A 21,466-nucleotide genomic window follows, 5' to 3' on the forward strand; every position below is an offset into this window, starting at 1 on the left:
CAGTGCCAGGGGAGAAGGTGGAGTCATGACCGACCACGAGACCGATCCGCAGCGGTCGCCGGCCCCCGCCGACGCCGAGCCGTCGCACCCGACCGCCGAGCTGCCCCGCGCCGAGAGCGGGCAGTCGGACACCACCGTCACGCCGGCCGTGGCGCCGGTTCCGGCCGACTCCCCGGCCGCCGGAACCGCCGCCCCGGCTTCCGCCGCGCAGGCCGCGCCCGCCAGCCCGTACGCGCCGCCGGCGGCAGCGCCGTACCCGGTCTCCGGGCAGCCGCAGCAGCCGCATCACTGGTACGGGGCACCGCAGCAGAGCCCCTGGGCGCAGCAGGGCGGCGGCTACCCGTCGCAGGCCGGCGGACCGGTCCCGCCGTACCAGGCGCAGCAGCCGTACCCGCAGCACCAGCCGCACCAGGTCCACCAGGCCGGACAGCCGGTCCCGCCGTGGGGCCCGCACCAGCCGGCGCGGCCCAGCCGGGCCGGGAAGTTCATCGGCGCGGGCGCGCTGGCGCTGGCCCTGATGCTCGGCTCCGGCGTGGCCGGCGGCGCGCTCGCCCTCGCCCTCGACGGCGACCGGACCGTCACCCGCACCTACTCGGCCGCGCCCGTGTTGAACAGCGCCGACCTGCCGAAGATCGCGGCCGCCGTCCAGGACAGCATCGTCACGATCATGACGGACAGCGGTGAGGGCTCCGGGGTGATCCTCAGCGCCGACGGGTACGTGCTGACCAACAACCACGTGGTCGCCTCCGCGAGCGGCGACACCGTGAAGGTCGTCTTCGCCGACGGCAAGACCGCCCAGGCGAAGATCGTCGGCACCGACCCGAAGACCGACCTGGGCGTCGTCAAGGCCAGCGGGGTGAGCAACCTCAAGGCGGCCAAGTTCGGTGACAGCGACGCCATGCAGGTCGGCGACCAGGTGCTCGCCCTGGGCAGCCCGCTCGGCCTCCAGGGCTCGGTCACCGCCGGCATCCTGAGCGCCCGCGACCGCACCATCCAGGCCGGCGAGGGTGGTCAGCAGCAGAACCCGCAGCAGGGCGCCAGCTCGATCTCCGGCCTGCTCCAGACCGACGCCCCCATCAACCCGGGCAACTCCGGCGGCGCGCTGGTCAACACCCGGGGCGAGGTGATCGGCATCAACACGGCCATCGCCACCGCCGGGCAGGGCAGCAACGGCAACATCGGCGTCGGCTTCGCCATCCCGAGCAACAAGGCCAAGGACGTCGCCGAGAAGCTCCAGCGCGGCGAGAAGATCAGCCACCCGTCCCTCGGGGTCAGCGTGGCCGGCGCGGAGGACGGCGGGGCGCTGGTCTCCGACGTGGTCGCGGGCAGCGCCGCCGAGAAGGCCGGGCTCCAGCGGGGCGACGTCATCACCAAGTTCGGCGACAAGGTGATCAACGACTCCAACGACCTGGTCGGCGCCGTGCAGGCCGGCAAGGTCGGGGACCGGGTCGAGGTCCAGTTCAAGCGGAACGGGTCGACCCGGGCGACAACCGTGACGCTCGCCGAGACGTCATAACACCAGACCTGCCCTCCTCCACGGGCGGCGGGTGACGGAGCCAAGGGGGTTGGTTCCGTCACCCGCCGCCCTTTTTCGCGTCCTCACCCGGTCCGGGTGAGCCGGTCTCACCCCGTCCGGCGGGACCCTCGGTGCATGACGACCACCTCCGCCGTCCGTACCGACCAGGACATCCAGCGGGACGTGCTCGCCGAACTGGACTGGGACGCGCAGACCCGGCCGACCGAGATCGGGGTGACCGTCGCCGACGGCGTGGTCTCGCTCACCGGCCAGGTCGACAGCTACGCCCGGCGCTGGGCCGCCGAGCGCTGCGCGCACCGGGTCCGGGGGGTCCGCGCCGTCGCCAGCGACCTGGAGGTCGAGCTGCCGGCCACCGAGGCGCGCACGGACGCCGACATCGCGATCGCGGCCAGCCGCGCACTGGAGTGGGACAGCTTCGTCCCCGCCGAGCGGCTCGACGTCACCGTCGCCGACGGCTGGATCATGCTCCGCGGCGAGGTGGAGTACGGCTTCCAGCGCCGCACCGCCGAGCGGGAGCTGCGCCGGCTGCGCGGCGTACGCGGGGTGACGAACCTGGTCGAGGTGCACCCGCCCACCCCGCCCAGCGACGAGCAGAACCGCCGCGACCTGCAACGCGTGCTGTTCCGGCGGACCGGAACCGAACGCATCGAGGTACAGGTCAGCGGGGACACCGTGCTGCTGGACGGGGTGGTCCGCTCGTGGTGGCAGCGGGAGGAGGCGGAACGGGCGGCCTGGGCCACACCGGGCGTACGGGAGGTGCACGACCGGATCGTGGTGGCCGGCTGAGCCGCCGTTTACCGCCGGACGCGTAGGGAAACCGCCGGACGCGTCGGGAAACCGCCGCCGACCGGTTACGCCGGGGAACCATCGGGGAGGACTCGTGGCCGTGAACCAGCCGCCGTCGGACCGCTCACGGGCCGGGCCCCTGCGGATCGCGATGGTGGTGCCGCCCTGGCTGTCCGTCCCACCGCCCGGCTACGGCGGCGTGGAGCAGGTGGTGGCCGGGCTGGTGGACGGGCTGGTCGACCGCGGTCACGCGGTGACCCTGTTCGGCGCCGGCCGGGAGAACGGCACCGCCGCCGACTTCGTCTCCACCTGCGCCGACCTCCAGTACGAGCGGCTGGGCGAGTCCCTGCCCGAGCTGGCCCACCTGGCCCACGTCAACCGGCTGGTGGACCCGGCCGACTTCGACCTGGTGCACGACCACACCACCATCGGCCCCATGGTCGCCGGCCAGCGCCGGGTGCCCACCGTGGCCACCGTGCACGGCAACCCCGTGGGGGAGTACGGCACCGTGCTGAGCAACGCCGACCACGGGGTGGGCCTCGTGGCGATCTCGCACGCCCAGCGCGCGTCCAACCCGGACCTGCCCTGGGTGGGCACCGTGCACAACGCCATGCCGCTGCGCGACTTCCCGCACAAGCGGGCGCCGGGACCCGGGCCGGTGCTCTGGCTCGCCCGGTTCAGCCCCGACAAGGGACCGGACGTGGCGATCCGCGCCTGCCGGGCGGCCGGCCTGCCGCTCACCCTGGCCGGCAAGTGCAACGAGCCGGCGGAGCGCCGCTACTTCGAGCAGGTGGTCGAGCCGCTGCTGGACGACGACGTCACCCTGGTGTTCAACGCCGACCGGGCCGCCACCCTGCGGCTGCTGGTCGACGCCCGCTGCCTCATCATGCCGATCCAGTGGGCCGAGCCGTTCGGCATGGCGATGGTGGAGGCCATGGCCACCGGCACGCCCGTGGTGGCGCTGCGCCGGGGCGCCGTGCCGGAGCTGGTCCGGGACGGGGTCACCGGGCTGGTCTGCGACCGCGCGGAGGAGCTGCCGGCGGCGCTGCGCGCGGCGGCTCGCCTCGACCCGGCCGACAGCGTCGCCCACGTGGCGGAGCACTTCTCGGTGGAGCGGATGGCCGCCGGATACGAGGCGGTCTATCGGAGCTTCCTGGCCGGCCGGGCCCGGTTCGCCGGGCGGCGCGAGGCCACGCCCGTCGTCGCCCGTTGACCCTCAGGTGCGCCCCGTCGCCAGTTCCGCGGCGGCGGCGTCGAGCTGGCGGGCGTACTCCGGGCTGATGCTGCCCTCGCGCCGGCGGTCGGCGATCTTCCCGCGGAGCCGGTCCACGGCGGCGGTCAGCGCGCGGTCACCGGTCGCGGCGGTGGCGTTGCGCAGCAGGTTGCGCAGGTCCACGCCGACGTCGTCGCGGATCTGCCCGGCGGCCAGTCCGGCCTCGATGAGCCCTTCGACCCGGTGGGCCGCCTCGTCCAGGCTGCCGCCGGCCGGTGTCGGCGCGGCGCCGGTCGCGGCCGGCCGGCGGGTCGGGCCGGGCGGCGTGGTGGTGGCCGGGGTGTCCTGGCGGGGTGGCGCGGTGGACGGGACCACCGCCGGCCCGGCGGTCGGCGACACCCGCGGCGGCGCCTGCTCGTCCGGCACCAGGGCGGGCACCAGCAGGGCGGCGCCCGCCACCACGACGACGCCGACCGCCACCAGGGGCAGCGCCCGGCGGCGGCGGGACGCCCCGGCCGGGACGGCCACGGGGGCCGCGGGCCCGGCCGGCGGTCGCTCCGGGCCGGGCAGCGCCGGCAGGGTCACGGTCGGGGCCAGCATGGTGGCGGCCTGCGGGTCAGCCGGCAGCAGCTGGTCGCGGAGCACGGCCGCCACCTGGTGCGCGGTGGGCCGTCGCCGCGGGTCGCGGGCCAGGCAGCGCAGGCAGATCTCCGCGACCGGCGCGGGCAGCCCGGGTACGCCGTCCAGGGTGGGCGCGCCGTCCTCCGCCAACGCCGTGCTGAGCTGCTCCCAGGTGTCCGCCGGGTACGGCGGCTGCCCGGTCAGCGTCTCGTAGAGCAGCACGCCCAGCGAGTAGACGTCGGTGGCCGGCTGGGCCGGCGCCCCGTCCAGCCGCTCCGGCGCCACGTACGCCGGGGTGCCGAAGGTGCCGCCGTCCTCGTCCTCGTCGGGCGCGCCGACCCGGGTGGCGATGCCGAAGTCGAGCACCTTGGCGCCGACCCGGGTCATCATCACGTTCGACGGGGTGATGTCGCGGTGCACGATGCCCAGCCGGTGCGCGGCGGCCACCGCCTCGGCGACCTGCGCGCCCGTCTCCACGGCCGCCGGCCAGGGCAGCGGCCCCTCGGTGAGCCGGTGTTCCAGCTCCTCGCCGCTGAGCAGCTCCATCACCACGAACGAGGTGATCGAGCCGTCCGGCGCCACCGTCTCGCCGTAGTCGTGCACGGCGGTGACGTGCGGGTGGACGAGCTGGGCGGCGGAGCGGGCCTCCTCGCGCACCATGTCGCGGAACCGGGCGTCGGCGGCGAGCGAGGGGGCCAGCACCTTCACTGCCACCACCCGGTCGAGCACCTCGTCGCGGGCCCGCCAGATCACCGACATGCCGCCGGCCCCGATCTGGTCGATGAGCCGGTACCTGCGAGCCAGCAACCGGCCGGCGTGCAGCGTCGCCTTCACATCGCACCTGCCTGGGCTTGGGAGCGGTATCAGGTTGCGGGAATGTGTCCGGCCTGTCAACGGCTGTCCGTTCCTCCGTCGCGGCCCGCGCCGTCCCGGTCGCGCCCGGTGACGGCGGCGACCGGCCCGACCGGCGGCGGCGGGCCGGTTGCGCGGCGCGTGCCAGGATGAACGGCATGGCAGGCGGTCCGGTGGCGTTCGTGCTCGGCGGCGGGGGAGTGCTCGGCGCGGTCGAGGTGGGCATGCTCCGTGCCCTGTTCCGGGTCGGGATCCGGCCCGACATGGTGCTCGGCACCTCGATCGGCGCGGTCAACGGCGCCCTGGTCGCCGCCGACCCGAGCGAGGCCGTCACCGACCGGCTGGTCCGGCTCTGGGCCTCGCCCGAGGCCAGCGAGGTGTACGGCGACTCGGTCGCCCGGCAGCTGCGGCGCTTCGCCGCGCGCACCCACCTGCACTCGCCCCGGCCCCTGCGCCGGCTGCTGGAGAGCGAACTCGGCGAGGACACCACCTTCGCCGACCTGGCCGTGCCGTTCCGCTGCTGCGCGGCCAACATCGAGCGCGCCGCCGAGCACTGGTTCCACAGCGGACCGGTGGTGCCGGCGGTGCTCGCCTCCGCCTCGGTGCCCGGGCTGCTGCCCCCGACCCAGATCGACGGCCAGCACTACATCGACGGCGGGGTGGTCAACTCGATCCCGGTCGGCGAGGCCGTCGTGGCCGGGGCCACGCAGATCTTCGTGCTCCAGGTGGGCCGGATCGAGCGCGAGCTGAGCCCACCCCGCCGGCCCTGGGAGATCGCCCAGGTGGCGTTCGAGATCGCCCGCCGGCACCGGTTCGCCCGGGAGATGGCGGCGCTGCCGGAGGGGGTGGAGGTGCACGTGCTGCCGACCGGTGGCCTGGAGCCGCGCGAGGACAGCCCGTGGGCGTACCGGGACATCGCGGCGGTGGGGCGGCGGATCAGCCGGGCGTACACCGCCTCCCGCCGCTACCTGGACACCGCCCTGGAGCGCTGATGCCGCTGCCGCCGCGGTGGGTACGCCGGATGCTGCTCGCGCCCGGCGTGGTGCTGCTCGCCGTCGCCGTGGTGACCACCCTGCCGGCCTGGGCGCTGCTGGCCCTGGCCGCGTCGCCGCTGGTGCCGGGGCGGCTGCGCCCGCTGCGGCTGCTCTGGATCGGCACGGTCTACCTGGTCTGGGACGCGGCCGCGCTGCTCGCGCTCTTCGTGCTCTGGCTCGCCTCGGGCTTCGGCGCGCGCAAGCGGTCGCCGGCCTTCCAGCGGGCGCACTACGTGCTCGCCGGCCACTTCCTGCGGGTGCTGTTCTGGCAGGCCCGCTGGACGCTGCGGCTGAGCATCGACGTAGTCGGCACCGACCCGGACACCGCCCTGCCCGGCCGCCCCGAACTGGTGCTCTGCCGGCACGCCGGGCCGGGCGACTCGTTCATCCTGATCCACGCGCTGGTGAACTGGTTCCACCGGGAGCCGCGGATCGTGCTGAAGGAGACCCTGCAGTGGGACCCGGCCATCGACATCCTGCTCAACCGGCTGCCCAACCGGTTCATCGCGCCCGGGCCGGACGGCCGCGAGTCGGCGATCCGGCAGATCGGCCACCTCGCCACCGGCCTGGACGACGACGACGCGTTCGTGATCTTCCCGGAGGGCGGCAACTTCACCCCGAAGCGCCGGCTGCGGGCCATCGCCCGGCTGCGCGCCCTCGGCCTGGAGCGGATGGCGCTGCGCGCCGAGCGGATGCAGCACGTGCTCGCCCCGCAGCCCGGTGGGCTGCTCGCCGCCCTCGACGCCGCCCCGGACGCCGGCGTGGTCTTCGTGGCGCACACCGGGCTCGACCAGATGCTCACCGTCGCCGACGTGTGGCGCGAGCTGCCGATGGACAAGCGGATCGTCATGCGGTTCTGGTCGGTGCCGCCCGAGGAGGTGCCGGTCGGGAAGCAGGAGCGCATCGACTGGCTGTTCGACTGGTGGGCCCGGATCGATCGGTGGATCGCCGCCAACCGGGACGGCGGCGCCGCCGAGTAGCGGCCGGTTCGGTGCGCGTGCAGCGGACCGGCCGGAACGCCACGTAGGGTGCGCTGGTGGAGCAGATCTGCGTGGTGACGACAGTGGTGGATGCCCGATCGGTCGCGGACGTGCTGGCGGCCGCGGCCGTCGCCGGCCGGCTGGCGGCGTGCGCCCAGGTCGGCGGGCAGGTGGACAGCACCTACTGGTGGCAGTCGGCGATCCAGACCACGGCCGAGTGGTCGGTTCAGTTCAAGACGGCGCCGGACCGGGTGGACGCGCTCGTGGACCAGGTCCGCGCCAACCACCCGTACGAGGTGCCGGAGATCCTGGTCACCCGGGTGGAGAGCGGCAACCCCGACTACGCGGCCTGGGTGCACGACCACACCCGCCCCTAGGTACGCCTACTCTGTCCGTCCGCCCCGCCGGTCACGATGCTGGCGGGGTGGAGAACACCGGCTATCCCTGCCCCGGCTGCGGCGCCCCCGCCGACCTCGCCTCCGGCTGTCCCGGCTGCGGCCGCCCGCCGTACCCGCCGGCCGCCGAGGTGGTCACGCTGGACCGGGAGATCGCCGGGCTGACGCCGCGGGTCGAGGCGGCCCGGGTCGCGTACCAGGAGCTGGCCGGCCGGCTGTCCACGGCCCGGCAGCGACGGGCCGAGCTGGCCGCCCGGATCCGCCTGGAGATCCCGGCGCCGCGCCCGGTCGCGCCCGCGCCGCCGGTGCCGGCGCGCCCGCAGCCGGCCCCCGTCCCGGTACGCCCCGGCGGCGCGGAGACCTCCACCCGCGCGGTGCAGAGCCTGCTGTTCGTCCTCGGTGGACTGCTGCTCGGCACCGCGGCGGTGGTCTTCACGGCGGTCGCCTGGGCCGCGTTCGGGGTCGCCGGGCGGGCGCTGATCCTGCTGGCCTTCACCGCCCTCGCCCTGGCCGCGCCCCTGGTGGCCCGGCCGCGCGGGCTGCGCGGCACGGCCGAGACGTTCGCCGCCGTGGGCCTGCTCCTGGTGCTCCTCGACGGGTACGCCGCCTGGTCGGTGGACCTGTTCGGGGTGGCCGGCTGGCCGGGCAGCCGGTACGCCGCGCTGGTCGGGGGGATCGGCGCGGCGGTCGCGGCCGGGTACGCGCGGCTGAGCCGCCTGACCGTGCCCTGGTTCGCGGCGCTGCTGACCGCCCAGCCGGTGCTGCCCCTGGCCGCGGTGGCCGCCGAGCCGTCCGCGGCCGGCTGGGCGCTGGTCCTGACCGCGCTGGCGCTGGGCGACCTCGTGGTGGTGGTCACCCTCCGTGGCCGGGTCGCCCGGACCGGCACCGTTGCACCCGGGTCGGCCGGCCAGGTGGGCGCGCCGCCGCCCGGCTGGCCCGCCGCGATCGCGCCGGCCCGGGACACGCCGTCGGCGGTGCTCGCCGGCTGGGTGCTCGCCTGGGTGGGGCACGGCGTCGCGCTGGCCCTGGCGGCCGGCTGCGCGCTCGTGCCGCTGGTCCTCGGGCGGGCGGCCGGCACCCCGCTGCTGGCCGGCGGCCCGCTGCTGGTGGTGGCGCTCGCCCTGTTCGCCGGCGCGCTGGCGGCGGGCGGCCGGACCCACCGGCTGGTCAGCGCCGGGCTGCTGGTGCCGGTGCTGGCCACCGCGCTGATCCGGCCGGTCGCCGCCCTGCGCCCCGGATTGCTGCTGCTGGCCGCGGGCATCATGGTGGTCGCGCTGGCCGGCGCGGTCCGGGCACTGCCGCCGGGGCTGCGGACCGGCCCCCGGCTCGGCGCCTTCCTGGTGGCCGCCGGCCTGGGCCAGGTCGCCACCGTCCTCACCGGGCTGGTCGCCGCGGCCACCGCGGCGACCGCCTTCCCGGCCTGGCAGGGCGGGCGGACCGCCGAGGCGCCGTCCTGGGGATGGCAGCTCCCGGTGGCCGTGCTGCTCACCGCCGGGGCCGTCGCCCTGCTGGCGCCCCGGGTCGCCCGGCCACTGGTGGGGGTGGTCGGTGGCGCCCTGGCCGTGCTGGCCGCGCCGGCCGTGACGGCCACCCCGTGGCCGCTGGTGCTGGTCGCCGACCTGGCGGCGGCCACCGCGCTGCTGCTGGTGGTGGTCGCCCGGCCGCGCCGGCGGAACCCGACCGTGGTGGTCACCGCGCTCACCGCCGCCGTCCTGCTCGGACACGCCCTGCTGGTCGGCTGCGCCGCGCCCGCCGGCGCGGGCCTGGTGCTCGCCGTCCTGGCCGTGCTCGGCACCGTCGTGGCGGCGCGGGGCCGCCGGGGCCGGGGCGCGCAGCCGGTCATCGCCGGGGTGGCGCTGGCCGTGGCGCTGCTCGCCGTGCCGGCCGGGGTGGCCGTCGCGCTGCTCGGCTTCGACGCGCCGTCCTGGTGGCAGCTCCGCGCCGGGACGGCCGCCGTCGCGGTGCCGGTGGTCGCCGTCCTCGCCGTCCGTCGCCACTGGCCCGACCTGCACGGGTACGCCTCGGCCGGCCTCGCCGTGGCGCTCGCGGCGGTCGGTCTCGGGCCGCTCGTCGTGCCGGGTGGGGAGCCCGTGGCGCTCTACGCCGCCGTCGGCGCGCTGCTGGCGCTGGCCGCCGGGGGCGGCGCCGGGCCCGGTCCCGCCCCGCGGGCGGTCGGCGCCGCGCTGGCCGGCCTGGCGCTGCTCGCCGCCGCCCCGACGGCCCTCGCGGTGCTGCTGGACCTGCCCGTCCGGCCCTGGTCCGGGGTGCCTGCCTTCGAGCCCGTGCCGGTGGCGGCCCGCGCCGGGCTGGTGCTGGTGCTGCTCGGGGCGGTCGCGGCGGCGTACGCCCGGGTCGTGACGCCGGATCGCCGCGCCGCGACGGACGCGCCGGGCTGGTGGCTGCCCGTGCTGGCCGCGCTGCCGTTCGGCGCGGTGGCCCTGCCGGTGCTGCTGGCGGCGGCCGGCGCGCCCTGGCCGGTGGTGCCCGCCCTGGTCTTCGGGACCGGGGTGGCCGCGCTGCTGCTGGCCGCGCTGGCCGGGCCGCGCCCGGTGGCGCCGCTGGTCCTGCTGCCGCTGGGGGTCGTCCTCACCGCTCCCGGGCTCGGTGGCCTCCTCGCCACCCGGGCCGGGACCCTGGCCGGGCTGGGCGTGCTGGTCGTCGCGGCCGCCGTGGCGGGGGCGGCCGGACGGCCGGCCGAGGTCCGGCTCGCCGGCTGGCTGGGCGCCGTCGCGGCGGCCACCGGTTTCGCGGTCACCGCGGCGCTGGCCGGCGGTCTGCCGCTGCGTACCGCCGGGTTCGCGGTGCTGGCCGTCGCGGCGGTGACCCTGCACGCTACGCCGACCCTGCGCGCCCGAACCGCCCGCGCGCCGCGCCCGCCCGGCGCGATGGGTGGGGCGGAGGCGCCCCGGCCCGCGGAGTCGGTGGGTGCGGCACAGGAAGGCGGTCCGGCTCGCGCGGGCGGCCCGGTCGGGGCGGTGGCGCTGGAGGCGGCGGCACAGGCCGTGGCACTGCTGGCGCTGCTGCTCACCGCTGGCGCGCTGCGGCACGCGGCGGCGGTCTGCGTGCTGTGGGGCCTGGCCGTGGCGGTCCGGGTGCTGCGCCGGGGCGAGACGCCGGCCCGGCGGTGGGGCTTCGCCGCGGTCGCGGGCGGCAGCGAACTGCTCGGCGGCTGGCTGCTGCTGGCCGCGGGCGGGGTGACGGTGCTGGAGGCGTACACCCTGCCGGCGGCGGCGCTCGCCCTCGGCGCGGGCCTGCTGGCGCTGCGGTCCCGGCCCGGGCTGAACAGCTGGCTGGCGCTCGGCCCCGGGCTCGGCGCCGCGCTCCTGCCCAGCCTCGTGTCGGTGCTGGCCGCGCCGGAGCCGCAGCCGGCCCGCCGGCTCGCCCTCGGCCTCGTGGCGCTCGGCGCGGTGCTCGGTGGTGCGGCCCGGCGCTGGCAGGCGCCGGTCCTGCTGGGTGCGGCAACGCTGGTCCCGCTGGCCCTGCACGAGCTGGCCCGGGGCTGGGACCTGCTGCCCCGCTGGATCTTCCTGGGCCTGGGCGGCCTGGCGCTGATCGCCCTCGCCGCCACCTACGAGCGGCGCCGGCGGGACCTGGCCCGGGTCCGGGCCGCCGTGGGCGGGATGAGGTAGGGCTAGCACCACCCCGAGCTGGGGGGTTGCCAGGATTACCCAGAGCGATCGATCCGCGCAGAATCGGTTACGCAGAGTCGCGCCGCCGGCGTGGCACACCGACCGATAAGCGGGGATCGGATGACCTCATCGACGTTGACGGCGCCGGCGGCACGGCGGGGCAGCGACTACGCGCGGCTGTCCCGCCGGGTCGCCGCCGCGGGCCTGTTCGACCGGCGACCCGGCCGGTACGCGGCCCGGATCGGGATCACCCTGGGCGCGTTCCTGGCCGGCTGGGCCGTGGTGGTGGCGGTGGGCGACTCCTGGTGGCAGCTGCCGCTGGCGGCGCTCATGGCGGTGGCCACCACCCAGGTGGCGTTCCTCGGGCACGACGCCGGCCACCGGCAGATGTTCCGCCGGCGCGGCCCGAGCGAGGTCGCCGGCCTGGTCGCCGGGAACCTCGCGGTCGGGCTGAGCTACGGCTGGTGGGTGGACAAGCACAACCGGCACCACGCCAACCCCAACCACGCCGACGAGGACCCCGACGTGGGGGCGGGCGCGCTGGTCTGGACGTACGAGCAGGCGACGGCGACCCGGGGCCTGAGCCGGTGGATGGCCCGGCGGCAGGCGTGGCTGTTCTTCCCGCTGCTGCTGCTGGAGGGGCTGGCGCTGCACGTGGCCAGCGTGCGGGCGCTGGTCGGGAGGGAGCCGGACGGCCGGTGGCGCACCCCGGTCCGGCACCGCGCCGTGGAGGGGCTGCTGCTCGCGGCGCACGCGGTCGGCTACCTCGGCCTGCTGTTCGCCGTGATGTCGCCCGGCCGAGCGCTGCTCTTCGCGGCCGTCCACCAGGGGCTGTGGGGCCTCTACATGGGTTGTGCCTTCGCCCCGAACCACAAGGGGATGCCGATGCCCACCACCGATGACGACCTCGACTTCCTGCGCAAGCAGGTGCTCACCTCGCGCAACGTGCGGGGCGGGCGGTTCGTCGACGTGGCGCTGGGTGCGCTCAACTATCAGATCGAGCACCACCTCTTCCCGAACATGCCCCGGGCCAACCTGCGGCGGGCCCGGCCGATCGTCCGCGCCTACTGCGCCGAGCAGGGCATCGCGTACGTGGAGACCGGCCTGTTCGAGTCGTACCGGCAGGCGCTCGCGCACCTGCACGAGGTGGGCCGCCCGCTGCGGGCGCGCTGAACCGGTCGGGCCGGCGGTCAGCCCAGCTGCCCCCGGCGAGCGGCGGAGGTCGATGTCCGGCGTGCGTCGAGCTGCGCCGGTCGGCCCTGCCGGTAGGGTCGTCACATGGCAGACCTGCTCACCGCGACGGCGGTGCGAGCCGAGGCGGGGCAGCCGACCCCGACCCGGCGGACCGACGACACCGTCCGGAGCGCGGCATGAGATTCGAGATCAGCAAGGTGCTCGACGCCATCGAGGGTCGGGTGTGCACCGATCCCTCGCTGGCCCGGGCGGTGGTCGACCTGGCCGAGGTGATCCGCTGGCAGGACCTGGACGGCGGGCGGCCGGCCAGCCTGCTGCGGCTCGGCATGGTGATCGACGCGCTGTCCCGGCAGTTGGAGGAGGACAGCGTCCCGGTCTACGCGATCGTGCACCGGGCCCTGCTCTCCGACGCGGACCTGACCTCCAACGAGCGGATGGTGGTCCGGCGCTGGGCCGACGACGGGTTGGTCGAGGTGCTCGACCAGCCCGGGGACCGGATGCTGGAGGTGGCCGACCTGCTCGGCCTGCCGGTGCTCAGCCGGGTCCGGTTCGACGGGCTGGGCGGCCGCTGGCCGTGGCTCGGCCAGGCCGGCCGGGTGCTCGCCCCGGTGCCCGGCGCCGGCGGCCCGGTGTTCATCGCGCACGTCGGCGGCGGGCAGACCCCGGCCTCCGGCAGCCGCTCGCCGGCCGGCGCGAAACTGCTGGCCCGGCAGTGGCGCTGCCCCGAGCCGGGCTGCGCGCTGTTCGGCGGCGGTGGGGGCGGGGGCGCCTTCGCCGACCTGGCCCGGGTGGACCGCGCCCCGGCCGGGCAGCCGCCACCCACGCTGCGCAACGGCGTGCCCAGCTGCCCCCGGCACGGCGCCCGGCTCGGCGACGCCGGGCCGCGGCCGCGTACCGCCGTGCTGGCGGTGCGGATCGGCGGGCTGGTCCGGCGGCGGTTCGTGCTCACCGAGACCCAGCCGGTGCTGGTCGGCCGGGCGCCGGACGCCACCGGCGGCATCGTGCTCGGCCAGTGGCTCAACGACGAGGCGCGGCGCTGGATCAGCCGCAACCACGTCCGGTTCGAGCTGCGGGTCGGCGAGGTGATCGTGACGGACACCAGCACCAACGGCTCCGGCGTGCGGCCGGGCGGCTCGATGGCCGAGCCGGACCGGATCCCGCTGGCCCCGCAGCAGTCCCGGGTGGTGGGTGAGGGCGACCTCGTCGAGCTCTACCCGGGCGTGCAGATCGGCCGTGCCGACGAGGTCACCAGCGACGCGAAGTTCAGCCCGACCTCGGTGATGGCCGAGGCGCCGACCATGGCCATGCGGCTGCCGCGCCCCTGACCCGACGCGGAAAGGGCGCCGGGACCGTCGTGGTCCCGGCGCCCTTTCCTCAGGTACGCGGATCAGCCGGCCAGCACGGCGGCGAGCTGCGCCACCGCGTGGTCGATCTCCTCCTCGGTGATCACCAGCGGCGGGGCGAGCCGGATGGTCGAGCCGTGGGTGTCCTTGGCCAGGACGCCCCGCTCCATGAGCCGCTCGCAGGCCTCCCGGCCGGTCATCAGCGCCGGGTCGATGTCCAGCCCGGCCCACAGGCCCCGACCCCGCACCGCGACCAGGCCCTTGCCCACCAGCCCGCGCAGGCCGGCGTGCAGACGCTCGCCCAGCTCGGCCGAGCGGCGCTGGAACTCGCCGGTGGCCAGCAGCCGGACCACCTCGGTGGCGACCGCGCAGGCCAACGGGTTGCCGCCGAAGGTCGAGCCGTGCTGGCCCGGCTTGAGCACCCCGAGCACGTCGGCGTTCGCGGCGACCGCCGAGACCGGCACGATGCCGCCGCCGAGCGCCTTGCCCAGCAGGTACATGTCCGGGACGACGCCCTCGTGCTCGCAGGCGAAGGTGGCGCCGGTGCGGCCCAGGCCCGACTGGATCTCGTCGGCGATGAAGAGCACGTTCCGGTCGGTGCAGACCTGGCGGACGCCCGGCAGGTAGCCCTCCGGCGGCACCACGACGCCCTGCTCGCCCTGGATCGGCTCCAGCAGCACGGCCACGGTGTTCTCGTCGATCGCGGCGGTCAGCGCGGCCAGGTCGCCGTAGGGAACCACGGTGAAGCCCGGCGTGTACGGCCCGAAGTCGGCGCGCGCGTCCTCGTCGGTGGAGAAGCTGACGATGGTGGTGGTCCGGCCGTGGAAGTTCCCCTCGGCGACCACGATGTTGGCCTGGCCCGGGGTGACGCCCTTCACCTGGTAGCCCCACTTGCGGGCGACCTTGATGCCGGTCTCCACCGCCTCGGCGCCGGTGTTCATGGGCAGCACCAGGTCCTTGCCGCACAGCGCGGCCAGCTCGCGGCAGAAGTCGGCGAACTGGTCGTGGATGAACGCGCGGCTGGTCAGGGTGAGCCGGTCGAGCTGCGCGTGCGCGGCCTCGATCAGCTTCGGGTGCCGGTGACCGAAGTTCAGCGCCGAGTAGCCGGCCAGGCAGTCCAGGTAGCGCCGGCCGTCCACGTCGGTCAGCCAGGAACCCTCGGCCGACGAGATCACCACGGGCAGCGGGTGGTAGTTGTGCGCCGTGTGACGCTCCGCGTCCCGTACCGCGGAGGGCGTCCGCAGCATGTCGTCGATGATCACTTGATTGCCTTTCCCTGACGGAGTCGCAACGTGCAGCACTTCGGTCCGCCGCCGGCCTTGCGCAGCTCGGACAGGTCGACACCGATGGTCTCGTAGCCCCGGTCGCGCAGCTTCGCGGCCAGGTCGGTGGCCTGCGCGGGCAGCACCACGTGGCGCCCGTCGCTGACCGCGTTCAGCCCCAGCACCTCGGCGTCGGCCATGGTGGCGTGGACCGCGTCCGGGAAGAGCCGGCGCAGCACCGCGCGGCTACCCGGGGAGAACGCCTCCGGCAGGTACGCCACGGTCCGCTCGTCGAGGACGGTGAGCGCGGTGTCCAGGTGGTAGAAGCGCGCGTCCACCAGCTGCATGGTGATCACCGGGTAGCCGAAGACCTCCTGGAGCTGCGCGTGCGAGGCGTGCGCGGTGCGGAACCCGGTGCCGGCGAGCAGGTGGTCGCCGACCAGCAGGACGTCGCCCTCACCCTCGTTGACGTGCTTCGGGTCGTACATCTCGAAGCCGGCGGCCTCGAACCAGGCGCGGTAGGCGGGCGCCTCGTCGGCGCGCTGCGGGTCGCGGAACTGCACCGCCATGGCCTTGCCGTCGATCACCGTGCCGCCGTTGGCCGCGAAGACCATGTCCGGCAGGCCGGCGACCGGGTCGATCAGTTCGACCTCGTGGCCCAGGTCGAGGTAGGTCTGGCGCAGCTGCTCCCACTGCCGGATCGCCAGGTCGGCGTCGACCGGGGCGGTGGGATCCATCCACGGGTTGATCGCGTAGTCGACGGCGAAGTACGTCGGCCGGCACATCAGAAAGCGCTGGCGGGTGGCGTCCATCGTCATGTCGTGCTCCCAGAGGTCGGGCGCGCCCGGCCACCGTGGCCCACGGGCTGGCGCCGTGGTCCAACGGTATGCGGCCCGGGCCGACGACATCCACCGCGAGAAGTTGCGTGCGGCGACGGATCGTTGCGTCTGGTTCGACTCTTGCGACCGATCGTTGCGTCGGGGGCGGGTCGCGGCCAACTGACGCCGGACACACTTCGGGGGCGGCGAATCGCCGCCCCCGAAAGAGGTGTGCCCGGCTGGTGAACCACCAGAGCTGATCGGGCGTGCCGGCGCTGCGCCGGCGACCGGGAAACTGCCCGTCAGAAGAGATCCGCAAACTGTGAGTCGAGCCACTCCCGGAACCGGCCCACCCACTCGCCGTCGGTGGTCGGCCAGTCGAACTGGCCGGTCAGGGCCACGATGCCGAGCACCACGGCGGCGAGGCCGACGAACACGCCGATCAGCGCGTCGGTCTTGCCGGCCACGTGCCGGCGGCGGGTGGCGATGAGGCCGAGCACGGCCAGCACCGCGCCCACCGCGCCGAGGCCGATGCCGTAGCCCGCGAGAGTGCCGGAGAGCACGAAGAGCGCGCCGACCACCGAGACGATCAGGCCGAGGGTGGCGAGCAGGCTGGCTCGGGGCCGCCTCGTGGTGACCGGCTCGACCCGCTCCACGGCCGGGTCCCGGTCGACGGGCCGGTCGGGCCGGCCGTCGTGGTCCAGGTCGACGGTGCGCTCCAGGTCCGGGTCGACGGTCGTGCGGATGCGCCGGCCGTCCGGGCCGGTCGAGCCGGTGCCGGCCGCCCGCGCCGCCGCCGCCCGGTCCGCCGCGCGCCGCTGCGCGTCGGTGACGCGCTCGTCGTCGGTCGCCGTGGCGGCACTCCGGTACGTGGTCCGCTCCTCGTCGCGGTCGGTGACCACCGGCCGGCCGTCCACCCGGTCGCCGACGCGGTCGCGCTCGTCGACCACCCCGTCGCCGTTCACGTCTTCGGTTCGCGCCGGGCCGTTCCGGCGGGACAGAATCTTCACTTCGACACCTCCTGAACTCCGGCGCGGAGACCGCGCATGACAGTGGGGAGGTACCCCGTCCCGGACAGGTCGACACCCGTCGACGCCCGCCCCGCTCCTGGTCGGCGCTGTCCCGGCCGGCGGGCTACCGTTGCCGTCGTGCCAGAGGGACACACCATCCACCGCCTGGCGGCCCGGCACGCCGAGCTGTTCGGCGGCGACAAGGTGCACGCCGCCAGCCCGCAGGGCCGCTTCGCCGAGGGCGCGGCCCGGCTCACCGGCACCGTCCTGGACGGCACCGAGGCGTACGGCAAGCACCTGCTGCACCACTACGCCGGTGAGCTCACCCTGCACGTCCACCTCGGGCTCTACGGCAAGGTCACCGACGGCCCGGGCGAGCCGCCGCCCCCGGTCGGGCAGATCCGGCTGCGGCTGAACACTGACCGGCACTGGCTGGACCTGCGCGGGCCGACCGCGTGCGAGCTGCTCACCCCGCCCGAGGTGGCCGCGCTGCGCGACCGGCTCGGCCCCGACCCGCTGCGCGCCGACGCCGACCCCGACCGGGGGTACGCCCGCATCCGGCGCAGCGCCACCCCGCTGGCCGCGCTGCTGCTGGACCAGTCCGTGGTGGCCGGCACCGGCCTGATCTTCGTGGTGGAGGCGCTGTTCCGGGCCGGGCTGCCGCCGCTGCTGCCCGGCCGGGAACTCACCCCGGCCGGCTGGGCGGAACTCTGGGCCGACCTGGTGGCGCTGATGACCGTCGCCGTCGAGCGGGGTCGGATCGACACCGTGCGGGACGACCACCTGCCGGAGGCCATGGGGCGGGCGCCGCGGGTCGACCGGCACGGCGGCGAGGTCTACGTCTACCGCCGCCCCGGCGCGCCCTGCCACGTCTGCGGCACCGAGGTCAGCCGCGGCGAGCTGGCCGGCCGCAACCTCTACTGGTGCGCCACCTGCCAGTCCCGCTGACCGGGCCGGTCAGCGCATCCCGAGCAGCCGGCGGACCGTCTCGACCTGGTGCGGGAAGACCTCGTCCTCGCCGATGCTCCAGGCCAGCGTGTGCACGACTGCCCAGCCGCGCACCCGCTCCCGGTCCAGGCCCAGCTCGGCGCTGAGCCGGTCCAGCCGGAGCCGGAGCGCGGCGGGGGAGTCGCCCAGCTCGGGGCCGCGCACCAGCGGCACCGCCCCGAACTCCCGCTCGCCCACCAGCGGCTTCGGGTCGATGACCAGCCACGGCTCGCGGGTGGCGGCCAGCACGTTGCCGGCGTGCAGGTCCTGGTTGACCAGCACCTGCTCGCCCTGGCTGGGCACCAGGTCGGCGAGCAGCCCGAGCGCCGAGTCCAGCAGCCGCCGCTCGAACGGCCGGTTCAGTCGCTCCCACTTCGCCGGCAGCCGCTCGGCCCAGCCGGCCGCCTCCTCGGCGAGCGGGGTGAACGGCGGGCCGGCCGGCACCCAGACCCGGGGCAACAGCCCGACCGCCACGTCGAGCGCCGCCTCGGGCGGCAGCCCGTGCAGCGGGGTGCCGGGGACGCAACGCTCGACCAGCAGGGCGCGACGCTCGGCGTCGTGGGCCAGCAGCCGGATCGCGCCCCGGCCGGCCCAGTGCGCCAGCGCGGTCGCCTCGTGCACGCTGTCGTCGTCCGGGTACTGCAGCTTCAGCACCGCCGGGGTGCCGTCCGGCAGCTCCGCGGGCATGGCCAGCGACGCGAACGCGTACGCGAAGGGCGGGCCGACCCGCAGCTCCCAGCGCTCGACGCACTCGGCCAGCCGGTCCGGCAGGGTGGCGAGCCAGGCCCGGCCGGCCGGATACCGTTCGGTCCAGCGCAGCCCCTCGGGGATCTCCATCCGGCCATCCTCCGGGGGAGGCGCGGGCGCCGACAACGCGATAACGCTCAGCGCAGCCGGCGGATGTCCCCGTACGCCCGGTAGAAGCCGCCCCGCCCGGCCTCCCGGACCTCGGTCACCAGGTAGCGGGCCCCCGGCTCGCGGATGCCCTTGGGGAACTGCACCGACCAGTCCCGGCGGTAGCCGTCGGAGAGCACGTGGACGCGCAGCCGGCCGCCCTGGTCGACGCACTGCACCACCACACCGGACCGGTCGTCGGTGGTCACCTCCACGCTGGTCCAGGCGGCCGGCTCGGGCAGCCGGGCCGGGGCCTTCACGTCGACCACCTCCGGCACGCTGCCCGCCTCGGCCGCCCGGATCGCCGGCTCGCTGGCGTCGACGCAGGCCAGGTAGCCGCCGGTGGTCACCACGTAGAGCCGCTCCTCGTGGTACTGCATCGAGTACGCCGAGCCGCAGCCGGTGCCGAGCTTCCACAGCCGGTTGCCGGCCTCGTCGAAGCAGTAGATCGAGGAGGCGCTGTCGCCGGCGAAGACGTACCGGCCGCCCTCGGCCGTGGCGCAGGAGAAGACCGGGGCGTCGCACCGGTAGGTGCGCTCGGCCCGTCCGTCCTTGCGCAGCCGCACCACCTCGCGGGTGCCCGTGCCGGCGAACACGGTGTCGCGCTCCTGCCAGCCGAACAGCACCGCGCCGGTGCGGGTGTGCCACAGCTCCCGCCCGGTCCGCCAGTCGTAGCCGGTGACCCCCTGAGAGTGGCCGTGGTAGAGGGCGCCGGTGTCGCAGCGCACCATCCAGGCCGAGCGGCCCCGGCCCGGCCGGCGCCACAGGAACTCGTCCTCGTGGTCGACGGCGGCGATGCCGCCCTCGCGGTCGGAGACGCCCAGCACGCCGTCGTGGATGTCCAGCCAGTAGATGTCGATGTCGGGGGCGATCGCGTACGCCACCCGGGGCACCTTGCCGGAAAGGTCGTAGACGTTTCCGTCGTCGCAGCCCGCGTAGATCCAGGCGTCGTCGGCGACGATGCACTTCACCCCGTCGGGGAGCCGGACCTGGTGGAGCACCCGGGCGTCGTGGTCGAGCGTGGTGATCACGCCGTGCTCGTTGCCCACCATGCAGGTCTGCCCGTCGATGAAGATGCCGAACGCCGGCGCGCCCGAGGCGTAGCGCCAGAGGACCGGGGCGGTGCGGGCGGTGGAGCGGGTGCTGACGATCTGCCGGCGGGAGACCGCCCGCTTCTGGCGTACGCCGGGGACCGCGGGGGCGTATCCCTTGCGGACCTTCTCGCCGATCTTCTTGGCGGCGGCGGCCCGGGCGCGGGCGTTGTCCGGGAAGCTGCTGCACTTCACCTGGCCCTGGTCGCCGATCCGGCCGTAGCGCACGCTCATCGTGGTGCCGTCGACCACGACCTCGTAGAACTTGTGCGCTCCACCGTCCACTTCGGACAGTTCCAAGTAGGTCGTCTCCTGTGACATGGGATGCCTCCGAGGGGAAGTGCCGGACCCGGCAACGCGACAGCGCGCACAAGGTAACCGCGCCCCCCGACAAGCTCGGGGCGTCCGGTCAGCGGCCGGCGTGGACCAGGGCGTCGAGGGCCTTGCGGGCGGCGATCAGCACCGGGTCCCAGACCGGCGCGTACGGCGGCGCGTAGCCCAGGTCGAGCGCGGTCATCTCGTCCACCGTCATGTTGTTCCACAGCGCCACGGCCAGCGTGTCGATCCGCTTGGCCGCCTCGGACCAGCCGACGATCTGCGCGCCCAGCAGCCGGCCGCTGGGCCGCTCGGCGATCAGCTTCACGGTCATCGGCCGGGCGCCCGGGTAGTAGCCGGCCCGGTTGGTCGACTCGGCCAGCACGGTGATGAACTCGAAGCCGGCCGCGGTGGCGTCCCGTTCGCGCAGGCCGGTGCGCCCCACCTCCAGGTCGCAGACCTTGGTCACCGCCGTGCCGATCACGCCGGGGAAGGTCGCGTACCCGCCGCCGATGTTGATGCCGGCGACCCGGCCCTGCTTGTTGGCGTAGGTGCCCAGGGGGATGTGCACCGGCATGCCGCTGACCCGGTGCAGCGACTCCACGCAGTCGCCGGCAGCCCAGACGCCGGGCACCCCGGGCACCCGCATCCGCCGGTCGACGCGGATCGCCCCGGACGGGCCGACCGGCAGGCCGGCCGCCTCACCCAGGGCGGTGTTCGGGCGTACGCCCAGGCCCAGCACCACGACGTCGGCCGGCATCGGCCCCTCGTTGGTGACCACGGCGGCGATCCGGCCGTCCCGCTCCTCGAGGCCGGTGACGGTGAGGCCGGTGCGGATGCCGATGCCGGTGCCGCGCATCGCCTCGGCCACCAGCTCGCCCATGTCCGGGTCCACCGTCGCCATCGGCTGGTCGGCCTGCTCGACCAGGTCGACCGAGAGCCCGTGGTGCAGCAGCGCCTCGGCCATCTCCACGCCGATGTAGCCGCCGCCGACCACCACCGCGCGGCGGGGCTTCGGCTCGCGTTCCAGCCAGTCGAGCAGCGCGGTGCCGTCGTCGAGGGTCTGCATGCCGAACACCCCGGCCACCCCGCCGCGCGCCCAGTCGGGCTGGATCGGGCGCGCGCCGGTGGCGTACATCAGCGTGTCGAAGCGTTCGCGGACCTCGCCGCCGCCCTCCAGGTCCCGGGCGACCACCTCGCGGCGGTCGAGGTCGATGGCGGTGACCTCGTGCCGCAGGCGGACCTCGATGTCGAAGTCGTCGCGGAAGGTGGCGGGATCCCGGGCGATGAGCTGGTCGCGCCCCGGCACGAGCCCGCTGACCCAGAACGGGATGCCGCAGGCCGAGTAGGAGGTGAAGTGGCCCCGCTCGAAGGCGACGATCTCCAGGTCGCTCCGGTCGCGGAGGCGGCGGGCCTGGGACGCCGCCGACATCCCGGCGGCGTCCCCGCCGACGACGACCATCCGCTCCGTCACGACGCCATCCTGTCACGGCCGCCCGGCCGGC

General features: G+C 75.8%; 17 protein-coding genes. 10 read left to right on the plus strand and 7 right to left on the minus strand.

Translation table 11 applies throughout. The annotated features are described in order from the left end of the window. The first annotated feature begins 25 nt into the window (after positions 1-25). From FXF50_RS20710 to FXF50_RS20720, 3 genes are all read left to right on the plus strand, one after another. Complete coding sequence (locus tag FXF50_RS20710; RefSeq protein WP_148430311.1) at positions 26-1,516, plus strand: S1C family serine protease; 1,491 nt, start codon at positions 26-28, stop codon at positions 1,514-1,516. A gap of 135 nt (positions 1,517-1,651) precedes the next feature. Beyond that, on the plus strand, positions 1,652-2,323 hold the full coding sequence (locus FXF50_RS20715; protein ID WP_148430313.1) for a BON domain-containing protein: 672 nt from the start codon (positions 1,652-1,654) through the stop codon (positions 2,321-2,323). Between the two features lie 151 nt (positions 2,324-2,474). Continuing rightward, positions 2,475-3,536 (plus strand): glycosyltransferase family 4 protein, encoded by a 1,062-nt coding sequence (locus tag FXF50_RS20720; RefSeq protein ID WP_370464133.1) that lies wholly within the window; start codon positions 2,475-2,477, stop codon positions 3,534-3,536. 3 nt (positions 3,537-3,539) lie between these two features. On the opposite strand, the gene FXF50_RS20725 is transcribed toward FXF50_RS20720, so the two are convergent. Then, on the minus strand, positions 3,540-4,991 hold the full coding sequence (locus tag FXF50_RS20725) for a serine/threonine-protein kinase (RefSeq protein WP_148430317.1): 1,452 nt from the start codon (positions 4,989-4,991) through the stop codon (positions 3,540-3,542). Between the two features lie 176 nt (positions 4,992-5,167). On the opposite strand from FXF50_RS20725, the gene FXF50_RS20730 reads away from it, so the two are divergent. The 6 genes from FXF50_RS20730 (at position 5,168) to FXF50_RS20755 (ending at position 13,566) form a co-directional block, all read left to right on the plus strand. Next, a complete protein-coding gene (locus tag FXF50_RS20730) occupies positions 5,168-6,001 on the plus strand; it encodes a patatin-like phospholipase family protein (RefSeq protein ID WP_148430319.1) in 834 nt (277 codons plus the stop codon). After that, positions 6,001-7,023: a 1-acyl-sn-glycerol-3-phosphate acyltransferase gene (locus FXF50_RS20735; RefSeq protein WP_148430321.1), complete on the plus strand. Its 1,023-nt coding sequence runs from the start codon at positions 6,001-6,003 to the stop codon at positions 7,021-7,023. Before FXF50_RS20730 ends, FXF50_RS20735 begins: the two co-directional genes overlap by 1 nt. 56 nt (positions 7,024-7,079) lie before the next feature. Continuing rightward, on the plus strand, positions 7,080-7,400 hold the full coding sequence (gene cutA / locus FXF50_RS20740; protein ID WP_148430323.1) for a divalent-cation tolerance protein CutA: 321 nt from the start codon (positions 7,080-7,082) through the stop codon (positions 7,398-7,400). 47 nt (positions 7,401-7,447) lie between these two features. Further along, positions 7,448-11,047, plus strand: a complete 3,600-nt coding sequence (locus FXF50_RS20745; protein WP_148430326.1) for an SCO7613 C-terminal domain-containing membrane protein — start codon at positions 7,448-7,450, stop codon at positions 11,045-11,047. A gap of 120 nt (positions 11,048-11,167) precedes the next feature. Continuing rightward, positions 11,168-12,220 carry an acyl-CoA desaturase gene (locus FXF50_RS20750; RefSeq protein WP_148430328.1) on the plus strand — a complete coding sequence of 351 codons (1,053 nt, stop codon included), beginning with the start codon at positions 11,168-11,170 and terminating at the stop codon, positions 12,218-12,220. A gap of 197 nt (positions 12,221-12,417) precedes the next feature. After that, on the plus strand, positions 12,418-13,566 hold the full coding sequence (locus tag FXF50_RS20755) for an FHA domain-containing protein (protein ID WP_148430330.1): 1,149 nt from the start codon (positions 12,418-12,420) through the stop codon (positions 13,564-13,566). A 62-nt stretch (positions 13,567-13,628) separates the two neighbouring features. On the opposite strand, the gene rocD is transcribed toward FXF50_RS20755, so the two are convergent. From rocD to FXF50_RS20770, 3 genes are all read right to left on the minus strand, one after another. Continuing rightward, positions 13,629-14,843, minus strand: coding sequence for an ornithine--oxo-acid transaminase (gene rocD / locus FXF50_RS20760; RefSeq protein ID WP_187399754.1), 1,215 nt, complete (start codon positions 14,841-14,843; stop codon positions 13,629-13,631). Beyond that, positions 14,843-15,658, minus strand: coding sequence for a dimethylargininase (gene ddaH, locus FXF50_RS20765; protein WP_187399755.1), 816 nt, complete (start codon positions 15,656-15,658; stop codon positions 14,843-14,845). The genes rocD and ddaH overlap by 1 nt, the downstream gene beginning before the upstream one ends. A 308-nt stretch (positions 15,659-15,966) precedes the next feature. After that, a complete protein-coding gene (locus FXF50_RS20770) occupies positions 15,967-16,674 on the minus strand; it encodes a DMT family transporter (protein ID WP_148430332.1) in 708 nt (235 codons plus the stop codon). 138 nt (positions 16,675-16,812) lie between these two features. On the opposite strand from FXF50_RS20770, the gene FXF50_RS20775 reads away from it, so the two are divergent. Then, complete coding sequence (locus FXF50_RS20775) at positions 16,813-17,622, plus strand: Fpg/Nei family DNA glycosylase (RefSeq protein ID WP_148430334.1); 810 nt, start codon at positions 16,813-16,815, stop codon at positions 17,620-17,622. 9 nt (positions 17,623-17,631) lie between these two features. On the opposite strand, the gene FXF50_RS20780 is transcribed toward FXF50_RS20775, so the two are convergent. The 3 genes from FXF50_RS20780 to FXF50_RS20790 form a co-directional block, all read right to left on the minus strand. Beyond that, complete coding sequence (locus FXF50_RS20780) at positions 17,632-18,498, minus strand: aminoglycoside phosphotransferase family protein (protein WP_148430336.1); 867 nt, start codon at positions 18,496-18,498, stop codon at positions 17,632-17,634. A 47-nt stretch (positions 18,499-18,545) separates the two neighbouring features. Continuing rightward, entirely contained in the window at positions 18,546-19,967 is a 1,422-nt protein-coding gene (locus tag FXF50_RS20785) for a WGR domain-containing protein (protein WP_148430338.1), read from the minus strand. A gap of 88 nt (positions 19,968-20,055) precedes the next feature. Further along, a complete protein-coding gene (locus FXF50_RS20790) occupies positions 20,056-21,435 on the minus strand; it encodes an FAD-dependent oxidoreductase (RefSeq protein WP_148430340.1) in 1,380 nt (459 codons plus the stop codon). Between the last annotated feature and the right edge of the window lie 31 nt (positions 21,436-21,466).

The organism is Micromonospora sp. AP08 (assembly GCF_008085935.1).
In the GTDB taxonomy this organism is placed as follows: domain Bacteria; phylum Actinomycetota; class Actinomycetes; order Mycobacteriales; family Micromonosporaceae; genus Micromonospora; species Micromonospora chersina.

Coding starts and splice junctions, on each gene's coding strand:
- FXF50_RS20710 (WP_148430311.1), top strand. CDS start 26: ATGACCGACCACGAGACCGATCCGCAGCGGTCGCCGGCCCCCGCCGAC.
- FXF50_RS20715 (WP_148430313.1), top strand. CDS start 1,652: ATGACGACCACCTCCGCCGTCCGTACCGACCAGGACATCCAGCGGGAC.
- FXF50_RS20720 (WP_370464133.1), top strand. CDS start 2,475: ATGGTGGTGCCGCCCTGGCTGTCCGTCCCACCGCCCGGCTACGGCGGC.
- FXF50_RS20730 (WP_148430319.1), top strand. CDS start 5,168: ATGGCAGGCGGTCCGGTGGCGTTCGTGCTCGGCGGCGGGGGAGTGCTC.
- FXF50_RS20735 (WP_148430321.1), top strand. CDS start 6,001: ATGCCGCTGCCGCCGCGGTGGGTACGCCGGATGCTGCTCGCGCCCGGC.
- FXF50_RS20750 (WP_148430328.1), top strand. CDS start 11,168: ATGACCTCATCGACGTTGACGGCGCCGGCGGCACGGCGGGGCAGCGAC.
- FXF50_RS20755 (WP_148430330.1), top strand. CDS start 12,418: ATGAGATTCGAGATCAGCAAGGTGCTCGACGCCATCGAGGGTCGGGTG.
- ddaH (WP_187399755.1), bottom strand. CDS start 15,658: ATGGACGCCACCCGCCAGCGCTTTCTGATGTGCCGGCCGACGTACTTC.
- FXF50_RS20780 (WP_148430336.1), bottom strand. CDS start 18,498: ATGGAGATCCCCGAGGGGCTGCGCTGGACCGAACGGTATCCGGCCGGC.
- FXF50_RS20785 (WP_148430338.1), bottom strand. CDS start 19,967: ATGTCACAGGAGACGACCTACTTGGAACTGTCCGAAGTGGACGGTGGA.